Annotated in this window: 17 protein-coding genes; 4 read left to right on the top strand and 13 right to left on the bottom strand. The window is 35.4% G+C overall.

The annotated features are described in order from the left end of the window. Positions 1-56 precede the first annotated feature (56 nt). Positions 57-359: an ArsR/SmtB family transcription factor gene (locus ACM66U_RS00085; RefSeq protein WP_418640845.1), complete on the top strand. Its 303-nt coding sequence runs from the start codon at positions 57-59 to the stop codon at positions 357-359. 81 nt (positions 360-440) lie between these two features. After that, positions 441-653: a 30S ribosomal protein S21 gene (gene rpsU / locus ACM66U_RS00080; RefSeq protein ID WP_151901446.1), complete on the top strand. Its 213-nt coding sequence runs from the start codon at positions 441-443 to the stop codon at positions 651-653. Between the two features lie 42 nt (positions 654-695). Here rpsU and ACM66U_RS00075 read toward each other — a convergent pair whose 3' ends face one another. From ACM66U_RS00075 to ACM66U_RS00045, 7 genes are read right to left on the bottom strand one after another with little or no spacing between them, the layout of a single operon-like run. Next, positions 696-1,766 (bottom strand): deoxyguanosinetriphosphate triphosphohydrolase family protein, encoded by a 1,071-nt coding sequence (locus tag ACM66U_RS00075; protein ID WP_151901447.1) that lies wholly within the window; start codon positions 1,764-1,766, stop codon positions 696-698. Between the two features lie 11 nt (positions 1,767-1,777). Then, positions 1,778-2,308 carry a PhnA domain-containing protein gene (locus ACM66U_RS00070; protein WP_418640844.1) on the bottom strand — a complete coding sequence of 177 codons (531 nt, stop codon included), beginning with the start codon at positions 2,306-2,308 and terminating at the stop codon, positions 1,778-1,780. A 33-nt stretch (positions 2,309-2,341) separates the two neighbouring features. Continuing rightward, positions 2,342-2,560: a hypothetical protein gene (locus tag ACM66U_RS00065; protein WP_418640843.1), complete on the bottom strand. Its 219-nt coding sequence runs from the start codon at positions 2,558-2,560 to the stop codon at positions 2,342-2,344. Positions 2,561-2,568: 8 nt separating this feature from the next. Continuing rightward, entirely contained in the window at positions 2,569-3,402 is an 834-nt protein-coding gene (locus ACM66U_RS00060) for an FAD-dependent thymidylate synthase (RefSeq protein ID WP_418640842.1), read from the bottom strand. A gap of 53 nt (positions 3,403-3,455) precedes the next feature. Beyond that, the gene (locus ACM66U_RS00055; RefSeq protein WP_151901451.1) at positions 3,456-4,094 is read right to left on the bottom strand and encodes a protein-L-isoaspartate(D-aspartate) O-methyltransferase; all 639 of its coding nucleotides are present in this window, start codon (positions 4,092-4,094) and stop codon (positions 3,456-3,458) included. A 1-nt stretch (position 4,095) separates the two neighbouring features. Further along, complete coding sequence (locus ACM66U_RS00050) at positions 4,096-4,836, bottom strand: carbon-nitrogen hydrolase family protein (protein ID WP_151901452.1); 741 nt, start codon at positions 4,834-4,836, stop codon at positions 4,096-4,098. Then, complete coding sequence (locus ACM66U_RS00045) at positions 4,823-5,845, bottom strand: ribonucleotide-diphosphate reductase subunit beta (protein WP_151901453.1); 1,023 nt, start codon at positions 5,843-5,845, stop codon at positions 4,823-4,825. The genes ACM66U_RS00050 and ACM66U_RS00045 overlap by 14 nt, the downstream gene beginning before the upstream one ends. A 75-nt stretch (positions 5,846-5,920) precedes the next feature. On the opposite strand from ACM66U_RS00045, the gene ACM66U_RS00040 reads away from it, so the two are divergent. Next, positions 5,921-6,913: a hydrolase gene (locus ACM66U_RS00040; RefSeq protein WP_418640841.1), complete on the top strand. Its 993-nt coding sequence runs from the start codon at positions 5,921-5,923 to the stop codon at positions 6,911-6,913. Positions 6,914-6,925: 12 nt separating this feature from the next. On the opposite strand, the gene typA is transcribed toward ACM66U_RS00040, so the two are convergent. Continuing rightward, complete coding sequence (gene typA / locus ACM66U_RS00035; protein WP_418640840.1) at positions 6,926-8,728, bottom strand: translational GTPase TypA; 1,803 nt, start codon at positions 8,726-8,728, stop codon at positions 6,926-6,928. Between the two features lie 128 nt (positions 8,729-8,856). Between typA and ACM66U_RS00030 the strand changes: the two genes are divergently transcribed. Then, on the top strand, positions 8,857-10,095 hold the full coding sequence (locus tag ACM66U_RS00030; RefSeq protein ID WP_418640839.1) for a CCA tRNA nucleotidyltransferase: 1,239 nt from the start codon (positions 8,857-8,859) through the stop codon (positions 10,093-10,095). On the opposite strand, the gene ACM66U_RS00025 is transcribed toward ACM66U_RS00030, so the two are convergent. The 5 genes from ACM66U_RS00025 to dnaA all read right to left on the bottom strand — a co-directional run bounded on the left by ACM66U_RS00025 (position 10,084) and on the right by dnaA (position 16,923). Beyond that, positions 10,084-10,533 carry a hypothetical protein gene (locus tag ACM66U_RS00025; RefSeq protein ID WP_418640838.1) on the bottom strand — a complete coding sequence of 150 codons (450 nt, stop codon included), beginning with the start codon at positions 10,531-10,533 and terminating at the stop codon, positions 10,084-10,086. The two genes, ACM66U_RS00030 and ACM66U_RS00025, sit on opposite strands and share 12 nt — an antisense overlap. Positions 10,534-10,550: 17 nt before the next feature. Beyond that, positions 10,551-11,945 (bottom strand): GGDEF domain-containing protein, encoded by a 1,395-nt coding sequence (locus tag ACM66U_RS00020; RefSeq protein ID WP_418640837.1) that lies wholly within the window; start codon positions 11,943-11,945, stop codon positions 10,551-10,553. Continuing rightward, positions 11,946-14,264, bottom strand: coding sequence for a DNA topoisomerase (ATP-hydrolyzing) subunit B (gyrB, locus tag ACM66U_RS00015; RefSeq protein ID WP_151901459.1), 2,319 nt, complete (start codon positions 14,262-14,264; stop codon positions 11,946-11,948). 101 nt (positions 14,265-14,365) lie between these two features. Further along, positions 14,366-15,433 (bottom strand): DNA polymerase III subunit beta, encoded by a 1,068-nt coding sequence (gene dnaN / locus ACM66U_RS00010; protein WP_418640836.1) that lies wholly within the window; start codon positions 15,431-15,433, stop codon positions 14,366-14,368. 182 nt (positions 15,434-15,615) lie between these two features. Further along, positions 15,616-16,923, bottom strand: coding sequence for a chromosomal replication initiator protein DnaA (dnaA, locus tag ACM66U_RS00005; RefSeq protein WP_346389056.1), 1,308 nt, complete (start codon positions 16,921-16,923; stop codon positions 15,616-15,618). Positions 16,924-16,997 lie beyond the last annotated feature (74 nt).

Here is a 16,997-nt window from a genome sequence, read left to right as displayed (position 1 = left end):
TATGATATAATTCATATAACGATATTGTTATATAATAAAACTTCGAAAGAGATTAGATGGAAAAATTAGTTCAGCTTGCAAAAATACTGTCAGACAGTAACAGAGTAAAAATAATAGCACTGCTTTACAGAGAAAAAGCGCTCTGTGTATGTGAAATCTGTGACACATTAGAGCTCTCACAGCCATTGGTTTCACGCCATCTGAAACAGATGCGCGAAGCCCAACTTGTACAAACAAAACAAAGCGGAAAGTGGATCATTTATTCTCTTGGCAAAAATAAAATTCTGTACTGCTTTTTAGACACAATACAGGAAGACATAGCAACTTTACCAAAAATTATTTCATGTACCACACGATAAAAAAACAATATCAACTTTGAAAGAAAAATTTATTATGCTATACTTCCATTTCAAATTTAAACAGAAAGTGGGTGATGTGATATGCCTGGTATTGTACTACGTCCGGATGACAACTTTGATGCTGCTTACAGACGTTTCAAAAAACAAGTTGACCGTAACTTAATCGTTACAGAAGCTCGTGCTCGCCGTTTCCATGAAACAGAGACTGAAAAACGTAAAAAGTTCAAAATTGCTTCTCGTAAGAAAATGCTTAAACGTCTTTATATGATGAGACGTTACGAATCACGCCTGTAAACGCTTCTCCTTTGGGAGAACGTTTCTTCTTCTCTTAATCCTTTAATTTATTTTTCCATACATTTCATTATGAAAATTAAGTGCATACCTGTCACTCATGCTTGCAATATAATCTGCAATAACCCTGTGTTTGCTTCTTATATCCAATTGCTTATAATAAAACTGCGGAAGCATTTTCTCTTCTTCCATCAGACCTTTATAGAGTCCTTTGACTGCCTGTTTCCCGGCATACATTTTTCGAACTATATTTTTATGCTGATACATCTTGACAAAAAGAAGTTTCTTCAGTTTTTTTATTTTTGTTTCAAGCTCTTTTTCAAAACCTATAGGCGTTTCTTCACAATGCGCAACTTTTTGCTTTGAGTATTCAAGGAGAGAATAGACCAGATGGTTTATAAGATGTGAACTGAATCTGTAGCGAAACATTTCATCATTCTCTTCTCCTACACCTTCCAAAGCAACCTTTTCAAGAATTTCACAGGCAAGTTCACTCTCTTTGAGATCCTCAAAAGTAAGCAGTCCGGAGTTTACCCCGTCATCTATGTCATGGCTCATATACGCAATTTCATCGGCACGGTCTACAACCATAGCCTCATAGGTAGGATGTTTGTTTAAATCAAACTGTTTGTCTATTATCTCTGGAAGAAAGGGCTTTTTGTAGGGATAAGAGTGCTTCAAAATTCCTTCAAGTGTTGCAAAAGTAAGATTGAGTCCGTCAAAATTTTTATACCGTTTTTCAAGTTTGGTCACAACCCGAAATGATTGAAAATTATGCTCAAATCCGTTAGAAAATCCGTCAGCCTTCAAGCACTCATCCAGAGTATCTCCCCCTACATGTCCAAAAGGCGTATGTCCGAGATCATGTGCAAGAGCAATTGATTCAGAGAGTGATTCATTAAGTTCAAGCTGTGATGCTATGGAACGTGCAATCTGAGATACTTCTATAGAGTGTGTTAAACGTGTGCGAAAAAAATCACCCTCGTGGTTTAGAAAAACCTGTGTTTTATACTCAAGTTTTCTAAATGATCCAGAGTGAATGATTCTGTCTCTGTCACGGGCATAAGGATTGCGAAAATCTTTTTCTATTTTATAAAATCGTTCATAAGGTTTCAATATTGTTCTTCTCAGGCTTTTTTAATAAATTCGGTTTTTAGATAGATTTTTGTTCCGTTGACCCGACCTTCAACATGGTCATCCATATCATGCGGCAATGCAATTCTTGTCACAGTTGTTCCGCGTTTTGCAGTAAATCCCGCACCCTTGACATCTAAATCTTTTAATATAACGATGGAGTCACCGGCCTTGAGTTCAACGCCGTTTGCATCTCGAAAAACTACCCTGTTTGCTTCTGCATTAATAGCCGCATCTGCAAGTTTTTTCTCTTCTTCTTCAAGATACATCATATCTGTCATATCCCCGCGACCAAGCCTGTTCCATAATATATACGAAAGTACTTTTACAGCCGGCACTTCACTCCACATAGCATCATTGAGACAGTTAAAATGTGTTTCATCAAGCTCATCATTTTCTATCTGCTCTTTACATGTAACACAAACATAAACGCTTTGTTCTTCACTGCCATCACTTACAGGCAGTTCTAAAAGAGTCACATCTTCACTGCTGGCACATAATTCACATACTTCACTTCTTGGCATATTTTATTCCTTCATTGTTTTTTTGGAATTATACTACTTTTCTTTATGAAACTCTAAATCTGAATCAGATACTTTTTTCTCATTCACAACTTTGTTAAATGCTTTATCTGCCTCTTTTTCACTATAGTCTCGGCACTCTTGCGGAATCGTGGCAGTGGGATCACTTTGAATTTTGTCACACATGGCGGCTGTTATAGTAATATTGGAACATCCTGTCAAAAAAAGTATTGTAAGCATTGAAATCTTAATCATAAAAAATCCTATTTTTTCTTGATAATCAAATCAAGATATTTTTTTGGAGTGACTTTCATCATCTCCTGAGCCAGCCAGCGTATTTGAAAATAGGCAGCACCGCTGTCGCGTAATGTAAGATAGTTTTTCAAACTTCTGAGATTAAATGTCACTACCATGTCAACTTTGACATTGTCTGTAATGATGTGTTTAAAAGCATCGCCTACATTTCTCTTCTTTTTTCCGGTCTGCAGAGCATCATAAAGTTTTTGGGGCTTGCCTTGAAATTCTTTCAAAAGAGGAAGAGAACTTTTTGCAACAGCAAGTTCATAAAAATTGTCTACTTTTTTTGACTGAAAATCAAGCTTATCATACATTGCGCTGATTTCGAGTCTGTTATAGGCTTCATCGGCAGTGACAAACATATCAAAACCCAAAACCTTTTCTATAAAAAATTCTTTCTCTCCTGAGTGTTTTGCAGCAACAAAAGCATTGATAAGCGAGCTCATTGTATATCGTGTACTTCTTACACTGATTGCCTGTATGCGGTGTCTTGCATGTTCTTGTAAAACCCCTCTGCTTGTTGAGCGAATAAGATAACTCAAATTGGCATGTTCCAAAATAGAGTGGTGAAAATAGGTCCATGCCAAATCATCAAGCAGCTGTGACTCTTCTATATTGTTCAAAGATTCACACATTTTCGTATCAGGAAGCACCTTTTCAATTTCTTGAATAATCTCATTTTCACTGTTGCCAAAACTGTCATAACAGGTACGTGCAGCTGTTTCTGCTACACCAATACCGGTATCTTGCAGCAAAACAACTTCTGGCTTCGTATACTTTATGCCATACATCTCTTCCATGATTATGCCCTCAATTAAATTACTACTATTCTACTATAAAAAGCTTTAAAAAGCTACTTGAGCACCCCGTCAAGTATCGGAACAAAATCACACTCTTCAAGCTCTTCTTCTTCAATATACTCCCCGTTTTTTATAAAACGGGTAATAACCTGTTTGTTTCCTTTTTGCAAAGGGGCAACAAGAATTCCCCCCTCAGCCAACTGTTCAAAAAGTTTTTTTGGAATCTCTTTCGCTGTTGCAGAAAAAAGAATTCTGTCATAAGGCGCATACTGAATCCAGCCGTTTTGTCCGTCATCTGTACGGGCATGGACATTATTTATACCAAGTTCTCGAAACCTTTTTTTTGCTTCAAGTATCAAAGATTCTATGCGCTCTATGGTAAAAACCCCGCGAAACAGATGCGAAAGAACGGCTGCCTGATATCCACTTCCGCAGCCTATCTCCAAAACCCTGTCTGCTCCACGCGGAAAAAGGTATTCCGTCATTTTTGCAACAGTCAAAGGAGAACTGATATACTGATTAGCCCCTATAGGCAAAGCATCGAGTTTATAGGCATTGTGTCTAAATCCTGCCGGCACAAATGCTTCTCTGTTTGTAGCAGCAATCGCTTTTTTTACTTCTTCACTTAAAGGAAACTGTGTACTACACTCTTCTGCCAGACGGGCTGTTTTTGTCGCTGTTATTCTGTCCAAGTTATTCTATCCCCACATCCATATATCTTCTCATTAGTTTTATCTCTTTTTTCCTGTACTGCATTTTCAAACAAGACTTGTTTGTGTTTCTGAAGGCTTCACCCTGCGGGGTGATAATACCGCTCATTGCTGTGCACTCTTTATTTGCACTGTCACTTGCCACAACATAGCACTGATTCATCAAGGCCAGTGCCTGTGTCAAAATTTTAAAATGCTCTGTACGCAACTCTCCCCACCATGAAGGCACGGCAATAACATCGGCCCCTTCTGATTTTTGCCAAAGTTCTTTAAAACGCAGTTCAAAACAAACAAACACGGCTAACTTAATACCGGCAACTTCCACTATTTTAAAATCTTCTTCACTGCCTGCATGCATGTATTTGTCTTCATCACCAAATTTAAAAAGTTTGGCTTTTGCTCTTTGAAACACCACTTCTCCGTTATAAAAAACTTTGGCAAAGTTATAGACTTTCCCCTCTTTTTCTTCTAACATTGTCAAAACAATGATTTTATCATGAGAAACTTTTTTCAGTGCCTCAGTAGCCCGTGGTGCAAAAGCAAGCATTGCATCCATACGCTCATAATCATAAGAAGTCAAACACACTTCAGGTGCAACTATAATGGTATTTTTTTCTGTTTGTGTAATAAGTGCCAAAAGTGTCTGTAAATTATTTTCATAACTCTGTGTTGTTTCAAACAACAAAGAGCATAAAGAGTATTCGGCAGTGTTAGAAGTCATCATCAAACGAAAGGCTGCCTTTTGAGTAGTTTGTTACAGTGCCTTCAAAGAAGTTTGTTTTCTGGTCATTGAATTTTGCAAAGTCATCTACCCATTTAATAGGGTTGGAGACATTGTACAGCTTGTCAAAACCGACAGAGTTTAATCTGTCATCGGCGAGATACTGAATATACTGCTCAACAATCCCATCTGTCAAACCTAAAATCTGTCCCTGCGTGATATATTTTCCCCACTCGGTCTCAAGCTTGACAGCCTCTTTAAACATCTCAATTACATCGGCTCTGAGTTCATCAGTAAAAAGATCCGGTCGCTCTTTTCTTAAGGTATTGATTAAATTTTGAAACAGTACCAGGTGTGTCACTTCATCACGCTGAATGAAACGAATCATCTGTGCGGAACCGAGCATTTTTCCCGAACGTGCCAGTGTATAGATGTAGGTAAAACCACTGTAAAAATAGATGCCTTCAAGTATCTGATTTGCAAAACATGCTTTGACAAAATTTGTATCTGTCGGATTTTTTGCCAGCTCCTGATAGACTGCGGCAATCGTATCATTTTTGTGTTTAAGCATCATATCTCTGCGCCACAGATCATATATCTCTTCCGAGTTTGTAGAGATGCTGTCAACCATCACAGCATAACTTTGTGAGTGCAAAGCCTCTTCAAAAGACTGGCGCACCAAAATAAGATTTATCTCAGGGGCAGTCACATAAGGATTTACGTTATCTATTAAATTGTTTGTTTGGAGTGAATCCATAAAAATAAGTTGCGAAAGCGCTTTGTCATAAGCCGTTTTTTCAGCATCCGTGAGTTGTTTGTAATCATTGACATCCCGTGTCATATCAACTTCTTTTGGAAACCATGTGTTGTTGAGCATCATCTCCCACAGATTATATGCCCATTGGTATTTAATGTTATTGAGTTCAAAAATACCTGTCGGATTTCCGCCAAAGACTTTTCTGTCATTAACATTTTCAGTTGAGTCAGGGTTATATATCTGTTTTCTGTTCATGGAATTCCCTTGTAAGTGATTATTTGAGTGTATGATTATATCCATCTGTAGATAAATTTTTGATAAGATATGAGAATGAATTTCAAACCATCTATTTTATTAAAAAACAGACATGTACAAACTGTCTATGCCAGCCTCTATCGAAGGGTTCTTGTCAAAAATTTTGAGATAGAAACATTCACCCTCAGCGACGGAGATTTTCTCGAATGCTACTGGAAAAAAATTGATAATCATACAAAAATGTCTCCTGTTGTCATACTTTTTCACGGATTGGCAGGTTCTTATAAGTCTCCCTATATTCAAGGAACAGTAAAAGAACTCAAAGAAGCGGGATTCAGCAGTGTAGTCATGCATTTCAGAGGCTGTTCGGGCAAGCAGAATCTCAAACCAAGATCATACCACAGCGGTGATACACAGGATGCTTTTGAATTTATACAGGCTGTTTCAAAAAGATATCCCCGGGCAAAGATATTTGCGGTCGGATTTTCACTCGGTGCAAATATGCTCCTGAAACTTTTAGGAGAGAAACGCTCTACATGTAAACTTACTGCCGCTGTTGCTGTATCTGCACCGATGCTTTTAGACAAATGTGCCACACACATAAATAAAGGCTTTGCAAAATTTTATCAAAAGATTTTATTAAAAGATTTAAAAAGAGACTTGGAAAAGAAATATGAATCTTTTAATATGCAACAGATTATTTCTTTGCAGCAAAATGAGATAAAAAAAATAAAAAATTTTTGGGAATTTGACAATGTTTACACAGCCCCTGTTCATGGATTTTGCTCTGCACAGGAGTATTATACGAAATCCAGCAGCAGACAGTTTTTAAAATTCATATCAGTTCCAACACTTGTTATTCATGCGCAAGATGATCCCTTTATGCCTCCTGATATATTGCCAAAATATAATGAAATATCATCTGCTGTTGAATTGGAAGTCAGTGAATTTGGAGGACATGTGGGGTTTGTGTCAGGAAGTATTTTCCGCCCTCAATATTGGGCGGAAAAAAGAGTTGTCAGTTTTTTTAAAACATTTTTGCAGCAAGAGGTTCAAAAAGATATTTGAAACTCTCTATTTTTATTTGCGTGCGTGACGTTTTCTTTCACTCTCTGTTAAAAATTTCTTACGGATACGAATATTTTTAGGTGTCACTTCCAAAAGTTCGTCATCTTCTATCCACTCTAATGCACGCTCTAAACTCATATCACGAGGCGGAACAAGTTTAATCGCCTCATCTGCACCGCTTGAACGGACATTTGACTGTGCTTTTCCTTTAATAGGGTTTACCACAAGGTCATTTGAACGTGAATGCTCACCGATAATCATACCCTCATACACTTCTGTCTGCACACCGATAAAAAGAACACCGCGGTCTTGAATACCAAAAAGCGAGAAAGCCAGTGTAGAACCGGATGTCATGGAAACAAGTGCACCGTACGAACGTGACTCAACTTCACCTGAGAACGGACGAAATTCTAAAAATGAGTGATTCATTACACCCTCACCTTTTGTATCTGTCAAAAACTGCCCTCTAAAACCGATAAGTGCACGTGCCGGAATTTCAAACTCTATACGTTGGAAACCCTGTCCCATTGGCAGCATTGATTTCATTTCCGCTTTTCTTTTTCCCAAACGCTCAATAACCGTACCGCTTAAATCTTCCGGAACATCAATCACCAAATGCTCAAACGGTTCACATTTCACACCGTTAATCTCTTTGGTAATAACTTCCGGACGCGAAATTGAAAATTCAAAGTTTTCGCGACGCATATTTTCGGCAAGTACTGTAATTTGAAGTTCACCACGGCCGGAAACTTTGAATTTACCCTCGCCGACAACTTCAAGACGCATAGCAACATTTGTGTTCATCTCAAACTCAAGTCTTTCACGAAGCTTGTTTGATGTAACGTGTTTGCCTTCTTTACCGGCCAAAGGAGAATCATTTACGGCAAAAACAACAGTCAGTGTCGGCTCTTCAACATGCATAGGATCAAGTGCAACAGGATTTACAGGATCGGCAATCGTGTCTCCGACATCAACAGTTTCCATTCCTGCAAATGCAACAATATCTCCTGCTTCCGCCTCTTCGATTTCCATACGGTTCAGTCCGTGAAAACCTATAAGTTTGGAGATTTTTCCTTTGACCATTTCGCCGTCAGCTTTTGCAAGCATAACATTGTCGCCTTTATGTACAGTACCGTTAAAGATACGGCTGATACCGATTTTACCGACATAGTTGTCATAATCAAGTGTAAATACCTGTGCCTGCAGAGGATTTGCAGCATCACCTTCCGGTTCAGGAATTTTATTGATGATTGTTTCAAAAATACACTCAAAATCACCATCAGGATCATCCATGTCCATTTTTGCCATACCGTCACGGGCAGCAGCATAGATAATAGGAAAATCCTGCTGTTCGTCTGTTGCACCCATATCTGCAAAAAGGTCAAACATTTCATCTACAACACGTTCAGGATCTGCTGAAGGTTTGTCAATTTTATTGATAACGACAATCGGCATTTTACCAAGTGCCAGCATTTTTTTTACAACAAATTTTGTTTGAGGCATAACACCTTCATAGGCATCAACAAGTACCAAAACACCATCTACCATTTTTAAAACACGTTCAACTTCCCCACCAAAATCGGCGTGGCCCGGAGTATCTATAATATTGATTTTATAATCTTTGTAACGAATAGCTGTATTTTTTGAAAGAATCGTAATACCACGCTCTTTTTCGATGTCATTGCTATCCATCGCTCTTTCATCATGTTGTTCGTGAGAACCGAATGTACCGGATTGCTCCAAGAGCCCATCAACCAGTGTAGTTTTACCGTGGTCAACGTGAGCGATAACGGCTATATTTCTAATTTTTTGCATTAGGGGTTTCCTTTATTTGGAAAATTTGCTGAAGAAAATTCTGCATTTCAGAGTACTTTCAGCTATTTTTCGCGAATTATACCCAAATAATTATTATATCCTTGTAAAATTAGTGATATACTTAGAGTATGATTAACTATCCGAAGAGTCTCGATACTATTTTTCACAAATTATACACACACAATATACTGCCTGTCATTGTAGGCGGTTATATTCGCGATACACTTTTAGGAATTCCTTCAAATGATATTGATATTGAGCTCTACGGAGTCAGTTCTCTTAATAAAGTTGAAGAAATTTTACAGGAATTTGGAAAGGTAAACAGTGTAGGAAAGAGCTTTGGTGTCTGCAAGATGTACTATAAAAATTTGGATTTGGATTTTTCTCTGCCAAGAGAAGATAACAAAATTGCTTCGGGACATCAGGGTTTTGCAATCAAAATCGATAAAAATCTGGATTTTAAAACAGCTGCACTCAGAAGGGATTTTACTATCAATGCCATAGGTTATGATGTTGTCGGTAAAAAAATATTAGATCCTTATCACGGCAGAGAAGATTTAGATAAAAAAATATTACGCTCTGTGGATAAACAAAAATTTAAAGAGGATCCTTTGCGGGTTCTTCGTGCCGTTGTCTTTGCATCCCGCTTCTGTATGAAGCTTGATAAAATTCTTGTACTTACATGTAAAGAGATGATAAAAGAAAAACTTCTTGAAGAACTTCCCAAAGAAAGAGTTTTTCAAGAATTACAAAAGCTTCTTCTAAAATCAGACAAACCCTCTCTCGGATTTAATCTTCTTAAAGAGTTAGGAGCATTTTCATTTTTTAGAGAACTTGCATTTCTAAACGGACAAGAGTATAAAGAAATTTTCAACTCTTTGGATATGTTAAAACAACTGTCAATAACAAATGATAAAGAGTTTGTTATACTTGCTTTGGCTGTTATAACATCGAAGTTTTCAACAATACAGACACAGACATTTTTACAGAGAGTAACAAATGAAAAAACAGTAATCAAAAAAGTTTTGCAACTTCATACAATTGATTTTGATTTAGATGATTTTAATGATTATGATATATACAAACTTGCTCAAAAAACAGATATTGCATTTTATGCACACTACTTACATGTAACGCAGAAGAAAAAAAAAGATACAGAGTATTTACTCAAAAAAGCGAAAAAACTCAATGTACTTCATAAACCAATTCCTCCTCTCGTCAGTGGAAAAGATTTAATTGAACTGGGTCTGCAGCCATCAAAAGAATTTTCAAAAATACTTCAATCAACATATCAGGCACAGATTCAAAATATTTTTAACACTAAATCTGATGCTCTCATCTGGCTCCAAAAAAATCTACTTTCCTAAAATATTCATTTTATTTTGTAGTTTTGAATATTGATTTATAGTGTTTATTGCTGATTTTAAAGTCTCAACGAGTTTTGAACTGTATATTTGTTTATTACGTGTGTCATAATCATTGATAAGTTCTTTATAAATTTCTAAAAATTTTTGAGCTGATTCGATAGTTTTCATATTAATATGTTTGTTCGTCAAAACAGCAATAAAAAGCTCAAAAGCTTTTTTCTTTTTTATATCCATATCATCATTTTTAATAAAATATGCTTGTGTTTTTTCATCAAACGAAATAAGTTTTTTCATAACTTCATTTGCGCCTTCAACACTTAGTGTAAGATCTTTCATATTATTTTTTATATAAGAGCGCATTTCGGTAAGATTCATTTTTGCTATTTTTTCAACTAATTGCGAATTTGCCAATTTATCTTGATTTTTTTTACCAAACACAATCTACTCCTTATATTTTAGTTTACAACAGTTTCAATTTCTAAGAGATATTTTCCTTCCAGATAATCAATTTTCATCTCTTTGGCAACCGTGTAAACTTCTTTATCTTCTATATTTTTTATCCAGGTTTTTACACCTTTTTCATGAGCCATAACAGTAAAACCATCAATTATATTACGATTGTGAAATAGTTTTTCTTTATTTGAATAATAGGTATCAAATCGGACTACATCAATATTTAATTCTCTTAAATATAAAAAACTTGTATGTAGTGAACCTAATCTGTCTATGGCTATAAGGACACCAAAAGCTTTTAATGATTTTATTATACTATTATATCTGCTTATATAAGAATAATACTGCATTTCACTTAAAACAAACATTATTTTCTTGTCAGAATATTCTTTTAAAAGTTCTTTTGTTTTTGAAAGGAATTTGTCATTTCTCAATGATGTAGGCAAAACATTGATTGCGTAAATATTTTCTCTGTATTGGCAGTTTTTTAAAATTTCTTCTAAGACCATCAAATCAAAACTCACACCGAGTCCCAGTTTATTGATAACTTTTAAATATGTTTTTGGATGAATTATTTTTTTGTTTTGTCCTTTGAGTTTTATATAACATTCTCTAAAGACTGCATCATTTTTATTGTTGTAAACTGCCTGTGACATAATAAGAAGATTTTTATTTTCAATAGCATCAATGACCAATAATTCCAATTCATTTGGATTGATACTCTCTTCTTCTTTGTATTTCATATTTTTGTTTTTATTTTGAAGATCAAAAAGGTTTTCTATGAGGTAATTTAAATCTTTTGAATAACTCGTATCTGTCATGGCTCCTGATATTTTTATCTCTATATCATCCACATTCAAATCATTGGATTTTAAACATATAAGTTCTAGCAAAGTGCTGTATCTGTCTTTTGCTCCATCAAGTCCTATGATAAAATCACCGCCTTTAATATGACCAATAGGAAAATTTTCAATCCCTTCTTTTTTTAAATACTCTGTTATCCAATCAACAACATACTTTAAAACTTTATCCCCGTTTTTTAATCCGTAAAGAGTATTTATATCATTTAAATTATCTATACTGATAAGAATCAGCGTATACTCTTTTTTTTGTTTTATCTCTTTTTGCAAATATTGATACAGATATTCTCTGCTGAATGTTTTTGTTACACTGTCTGTTATTTTTACATCAAATCCTTTGTATATAAGAAAAAAAATAAAGTAGATACTGACAAGTAAAAGTAAAACAGCTTCTATATAAAATGATATTTCAAGTGTAGTGTAATTACTGATAAGTGTATGAAAAATAAAGGCAAGTATAAGAGCAAAGATAGGTAAAGCCATTCTAAGTGCAAGCTTAAAACGGTATTCCCTCTCTTTTGTTTGGGACAATAACATTTATACGTCTAAATGCTTCACATCTTTTGCATGTGTTTCGATATAGTTACGACGAGGTTCAACTTCATCACCCATAAACAATGTAAATGCATCTGATGCAACAGTTGCATCTTCTATGGAAATTTGTAAAAGGACACGGTTTTCAGGTGTCATGGTTGTTTCCCATAACTGATCAGGATTCATTTCACCCAGACCTTTGTAGCGTTGGATATACGCACCTTTTCTTGCATAGTCTTTGATATTTTCCAGTACTTCTATGATATCTTTGTCAAAATGAATATCCCATTCTGTTATCTTTTTATAAACAAAACTTGCTTCATTGAAATGCGGAGCAGAAAAAAGATCATCATTTATAAGAAGCTCTTCCATTCCTGTTTCTGTCTGTACAAAAAGATGAATTTCATTTGTTTCTTCATTAATGGTATAGGTTAAAATATTGTTGTTTATTGAAGTTAAAAATTTCTCTATTTCAACAAACATCTCTTTTGCAGGCAGGGCAATCAGGTCAGGGTTTTCAATAAAATGACGGATAAGTTTTACAAGAGCATAACGACGATTGAGTGCTTCAAGTGAAGAAGCATAATGATCAACCATTTTAAAATAGGCTATCAAATCATTATTTCCCACTCCGTCAACTTCCAAAGATTCTATACCGTTGCTGATAAGATATTCATTCATAGCAGCATCATCTTTAAAATAGATCTCTTTTTTGCCTTTTTTGTAACGATACAGTGGCGGTTGTGCAAGGTACAAATAGCCTTTATCTATAATGTCACGAAAATACCTGAAAAAGAAAGTAAGCAGAAGTGTCTGAATATGAGAACCGTCAACATCAGCATCTGTCATGATGATAATTTTATGGTAACGGAGTTTTTCTTCTTTATACTCTTCTCCGATTCCACAACCCATAGCTGTTATCATATTTGTAATTTCATCTGATTTTAAAATCTTGTCAAGCCGTGCTTTTTCAACATTTAGAATTTTACCTTTAAGTGGTAAAATTGCCTGAAAAACACGGTCACGCCCCATTTTTGCAGAACCACCCGCAGAATCCCCTTCCACCAGATAGAGTTCGCAGATACTTGCATCTTTGCTTTGACAATCAGCCAACTTTCCTGGAAGGGTGCCAACACTCATAGAATCTTTTCTTCGTGTTAATTCTCTTGCTTTTTTGGCAGCTTCACGACCGCGTGCTGCCATTAAAGCTTTGCTGACAATAGCTTTGGCCTCTATAGGATTTTCTTCAAAATATTTGTTAAGAGCTTCACCTGTTGCTTTTTGAATAAGCGGACGTACATAGGTGTTTCCGAGTTTTCCTTTTGTCTGTCCTTCAAACTGAGGTTCCGGAACACGGACTGAAACAATTGTAATCAGTCCTTCTTTTACGTCATCTCCGGAAATTTTGACATCTTTTTCTTTTGCGGCACCGTTTTTGGCATTATAGTTTGATATGACACGTGTAAGTCCTGCACGAAAACCTGCTTCATGTGTTCCCCCGTTTGGCGTGCGGATATTGTTGACAAATGAGGCAAGTTTTTCTTCATAGGAGTCATTATACATCAGGGCAATGTCAAACTCTATATCTTCGGCTTTTCCGCTGAAACTGTAGACATTGGCAACAATTTCTTTTTTATTCATATCAGTCACATACTGGGCTATACCGCCTTCAAAATGATAGACTTCTTTTGTACCGTTTCTTTCATCATTGAATTTTATGGTGATAAAAGGATTCAGATAGGCAAGTTCTTTGAATCTTTTTGCCAGGTATTCGTATTCAAAGGTTATTGTTTCTGTAAAGATACTCGGATCTGCTGCAAATTCAATAGTTGTACCGGTTTTACGAGTTGTTCCCGTAACTTCAAGAGGTCCCTGGGGAATCCCCATTTTAAAATCCTGTTCATGGATTTTCCCGTCACGGTAAATTGTCATGTGTAAATCAGAAGAGAGGGCATTTACAACAGAAACACCGACTCCGTGCAGTCCTCCGGAAACTTTGTAGGTATCTTTGTCGAATTTACCTCCGGCATGCAGTACTGTTAAAACAACAGTAGCGGCGCTCATATTTTCGGTAGGGTGCATCTCTGTCGGAATTCCGCGACCGTTGTCACTGACTTTACATGTACCGTTTTTAGTGAGTGTTACTGTTATAGTGTCACAATACCCTGCCATTGCTTCATCAATAGAGTTATCAATAACTTCATAGACCAAGTGATGCAGACCGCGGTGTCCGGTATCTCCGATATACATACCGGGACGTTTACGAACAGCTTCCAAGCCTTTAAGAACTTTAATATTACTAGCGCCATATTCTTGTTGCATTTAATACTCCATTGCCGTTTTCGGCATAATTAAAGACATTTTATCTAAAATAATCTTATGATAAGTTTTATAGCTGTGCAGAGGAAGGGAGAACCTACAGTTTAAATAACTATAGGCATAACAACTGTAATAAAATTTTCATCTTTTAAAACAAAAGGAAGGTTTCCTTCATTGAGTCCGATTGTAAATTCTGAAGAGTTTATAGAATTTAAAAAATCAAGTAAATATTTTGAATTGATTGCTATTGAAAAAGGTTCATCAAAACCTGTGTTGTAACTAATTTCTGTTTTTGCTTCGATGTTGTCTTCGCTTAAACTTTCAAAACTGATGGTATCATTGAAAAAAGTGAGTTTTACATCTGTAGATATAGTTGTAATTTGTTTGATAGAATTAATCATAATGGCTTTAGGCAAAACCAGATTATAGTTTGTTTCTTTGGGAATGATTCTTGAATATTCAGGGAATTTTCCGTTAATGAGTTTTGTAAAAAAAGTATATTGTTCTGAATGGATAATAAGATTTGTTTCGTCATAATAGAGCTCGATATTATCAAAAAAGAGTTTTTGGATTTCAACAATTGCTTTTTTGGGAATTATTATAGATAATTCGTTTTCACTTTGGTTGTTAAGAGTAACAACTGCCAATCTTCGTGTATCTGTAGCTGCAAAGTTAATAGAATCTTTTTTTATATCTATGAGAGCACCGTTAAGTTCAAATTTGGGATTGTTGGTATCTATGGCAGGTGTTATTTTTTTTAAAGATTCAATGAGTGTGTGTGATTCGATGGAAATTCTTGGTTTTCCTTCATAAGAAGGAAATTCCGGAAACTCATTATATGAAAAAGTAGGCAGTTTGAAATTAGAGTGTCCCTGTGATATAAGAAGAGTGTCATTTTTTGCTTCCAAATTAATATCATCATCTTTTAATATTCTGACAATATCGAGAAATTTTTTACCGTTAGCGGTAATACTGCCTTCGTTTTCAATTTTTAGATTATCAGTTGATACTAAAAAACCTATTTCATAATCAGTTGCCTTCAGTGTTAGTTTTGAGCCGGAAACATTCATATAGACATGTGAAGTTATCTGTGATGTATCTTTTTTTTCCAAAAAAGGTGCAGCATGAATGAGTATATTTTCCAATATAGATTTTGAGATGGTAATTTTCATTTTTTAAATCCCTATATATTTATATAATTTTAGTAAGTAGTAGTAGTATGGAGTGAATATGTGACAAATCAACTCAAACACCTACAGGCTTACTTTTTGAGATGTGAATACACCTTAAGGCTTCTTTCACATCTATTCACTTTTACAATTATATCTTTTTTTTTAATGCTTTTAAAATAAAATCAGGAGATAGATGTTATTTTGTTTGTAAGTTCATCAATTTTTACTTTAAAATCTTCATCATCTTTAAGCAGATTGTTGATTTTTTTAATGGTATGGCTGATGGCGGTATGGTCTTTCATGCCAAAATACTGTGCAAGTTGAGGCATTGTGTTTTGTGTGAGTTCGCGGCAGATATATATGGCAATTCTACGGGCATATACAATATTTTTGCTTCTGCCTTTTGAACGTATTTCACTTGGTTTGATGTTGAGATCTTTGGCTACAACTTCGGTAATGGTTTCCATTGTAAGGTTTGCTCTGTTCTCGTTCATCTGGTCTTTGAGCACATTTTTTGTAAAATCCAGATCAATGTCAACATGCATCAGTTGTGAATAGGCATGGAGTTTGGAAAGTATTCCTTCAATTTCTCTAACATTGCTGTCAATGACGGTTGCTATGTAGTTGACTATATCTTCGGAGAGTTTTACCTTGTTTATTTCACATTTTTTCTTGATGATGGCTATTTTTGTTTCTAATTCCGGTGGCTGTATATCGGCAACGAGTCCCCACTCAAATCTGCTTTGCAGACGCGCTTCAAGACCGCCGATTTTTTTAGGATGTTTGTCAGCCGTGAGAATAATTTGCTTTCCGGCACCTTTTAAAGCTTCAAAAGTGTGAAAAAATTCTTCTTGAATACCTTCTTTATTGCTTAAAAACTGAATATCATCAATAAGCAGTACATCACATTTACGGTATTTTTCCTGAAAACGTTCCATTGTTTTGTTCCGTACATGTCGGATAAAATCATTTAAAAACTGCTCAACTGTCGTATATATGACAATTTTTCCCTCATTTTGAAAAACATTGCCGGCTGCCTGCATGAGGTGGGTTTTTCCAAGACCGACACCACCGTAGATAAACAAAGGATTGTAAACTTTTCCTGCATTTTCGCTGACACTTTTTACAGCAGCATAGGCAAACTGGTTGGAACCTCCGACCATAAAGTTGTCAAAAGAGTGTGAAGGATTTAACAAAGAGCTGCTTTGTTTTACTTCTACGGCTTTTTTTGTCTTTCTTTTTTCTATACTGTTTTTAAGCGTTATTTCTACATTTACTTTGGAACCGTTTTTTACTTCAAAAAGATGTGCTATTTTTTCTCTGTATTTATTTTTAATCCAGTTGACAACCAGTGCATTGGGAGCATAAAATATAGCCAAATCAGCAGTAGATTTTTTTATATCATAAGAGAGATGTCTTATATATCTGTTATATTCGAGTTCACTTATTTCATCTTTGAGTGCCTGTAATACTTCTTGACCTATATTCACATAAAACCTTGTTTCTTTTTTTATATGTGAATAATACTTTTTTTATCCATAAAACAGGGTTAAATAGATGTGAA

Origin of the sequence: Sulfurimonas sp. ST-27, assembly GCF_048081595.1 — a bacterium.
Classification (GTDB): domain Bacteria; phylum Campylobacterota; class Campylobacteria; order Campylobacterales; family Sulfurimonadaceae; genus Sulfurimonas; species Sulfurimonas hydrogeniphila.
This window is presented reverse-complemented; position numbering and strand designations above follow the sequence as displayed.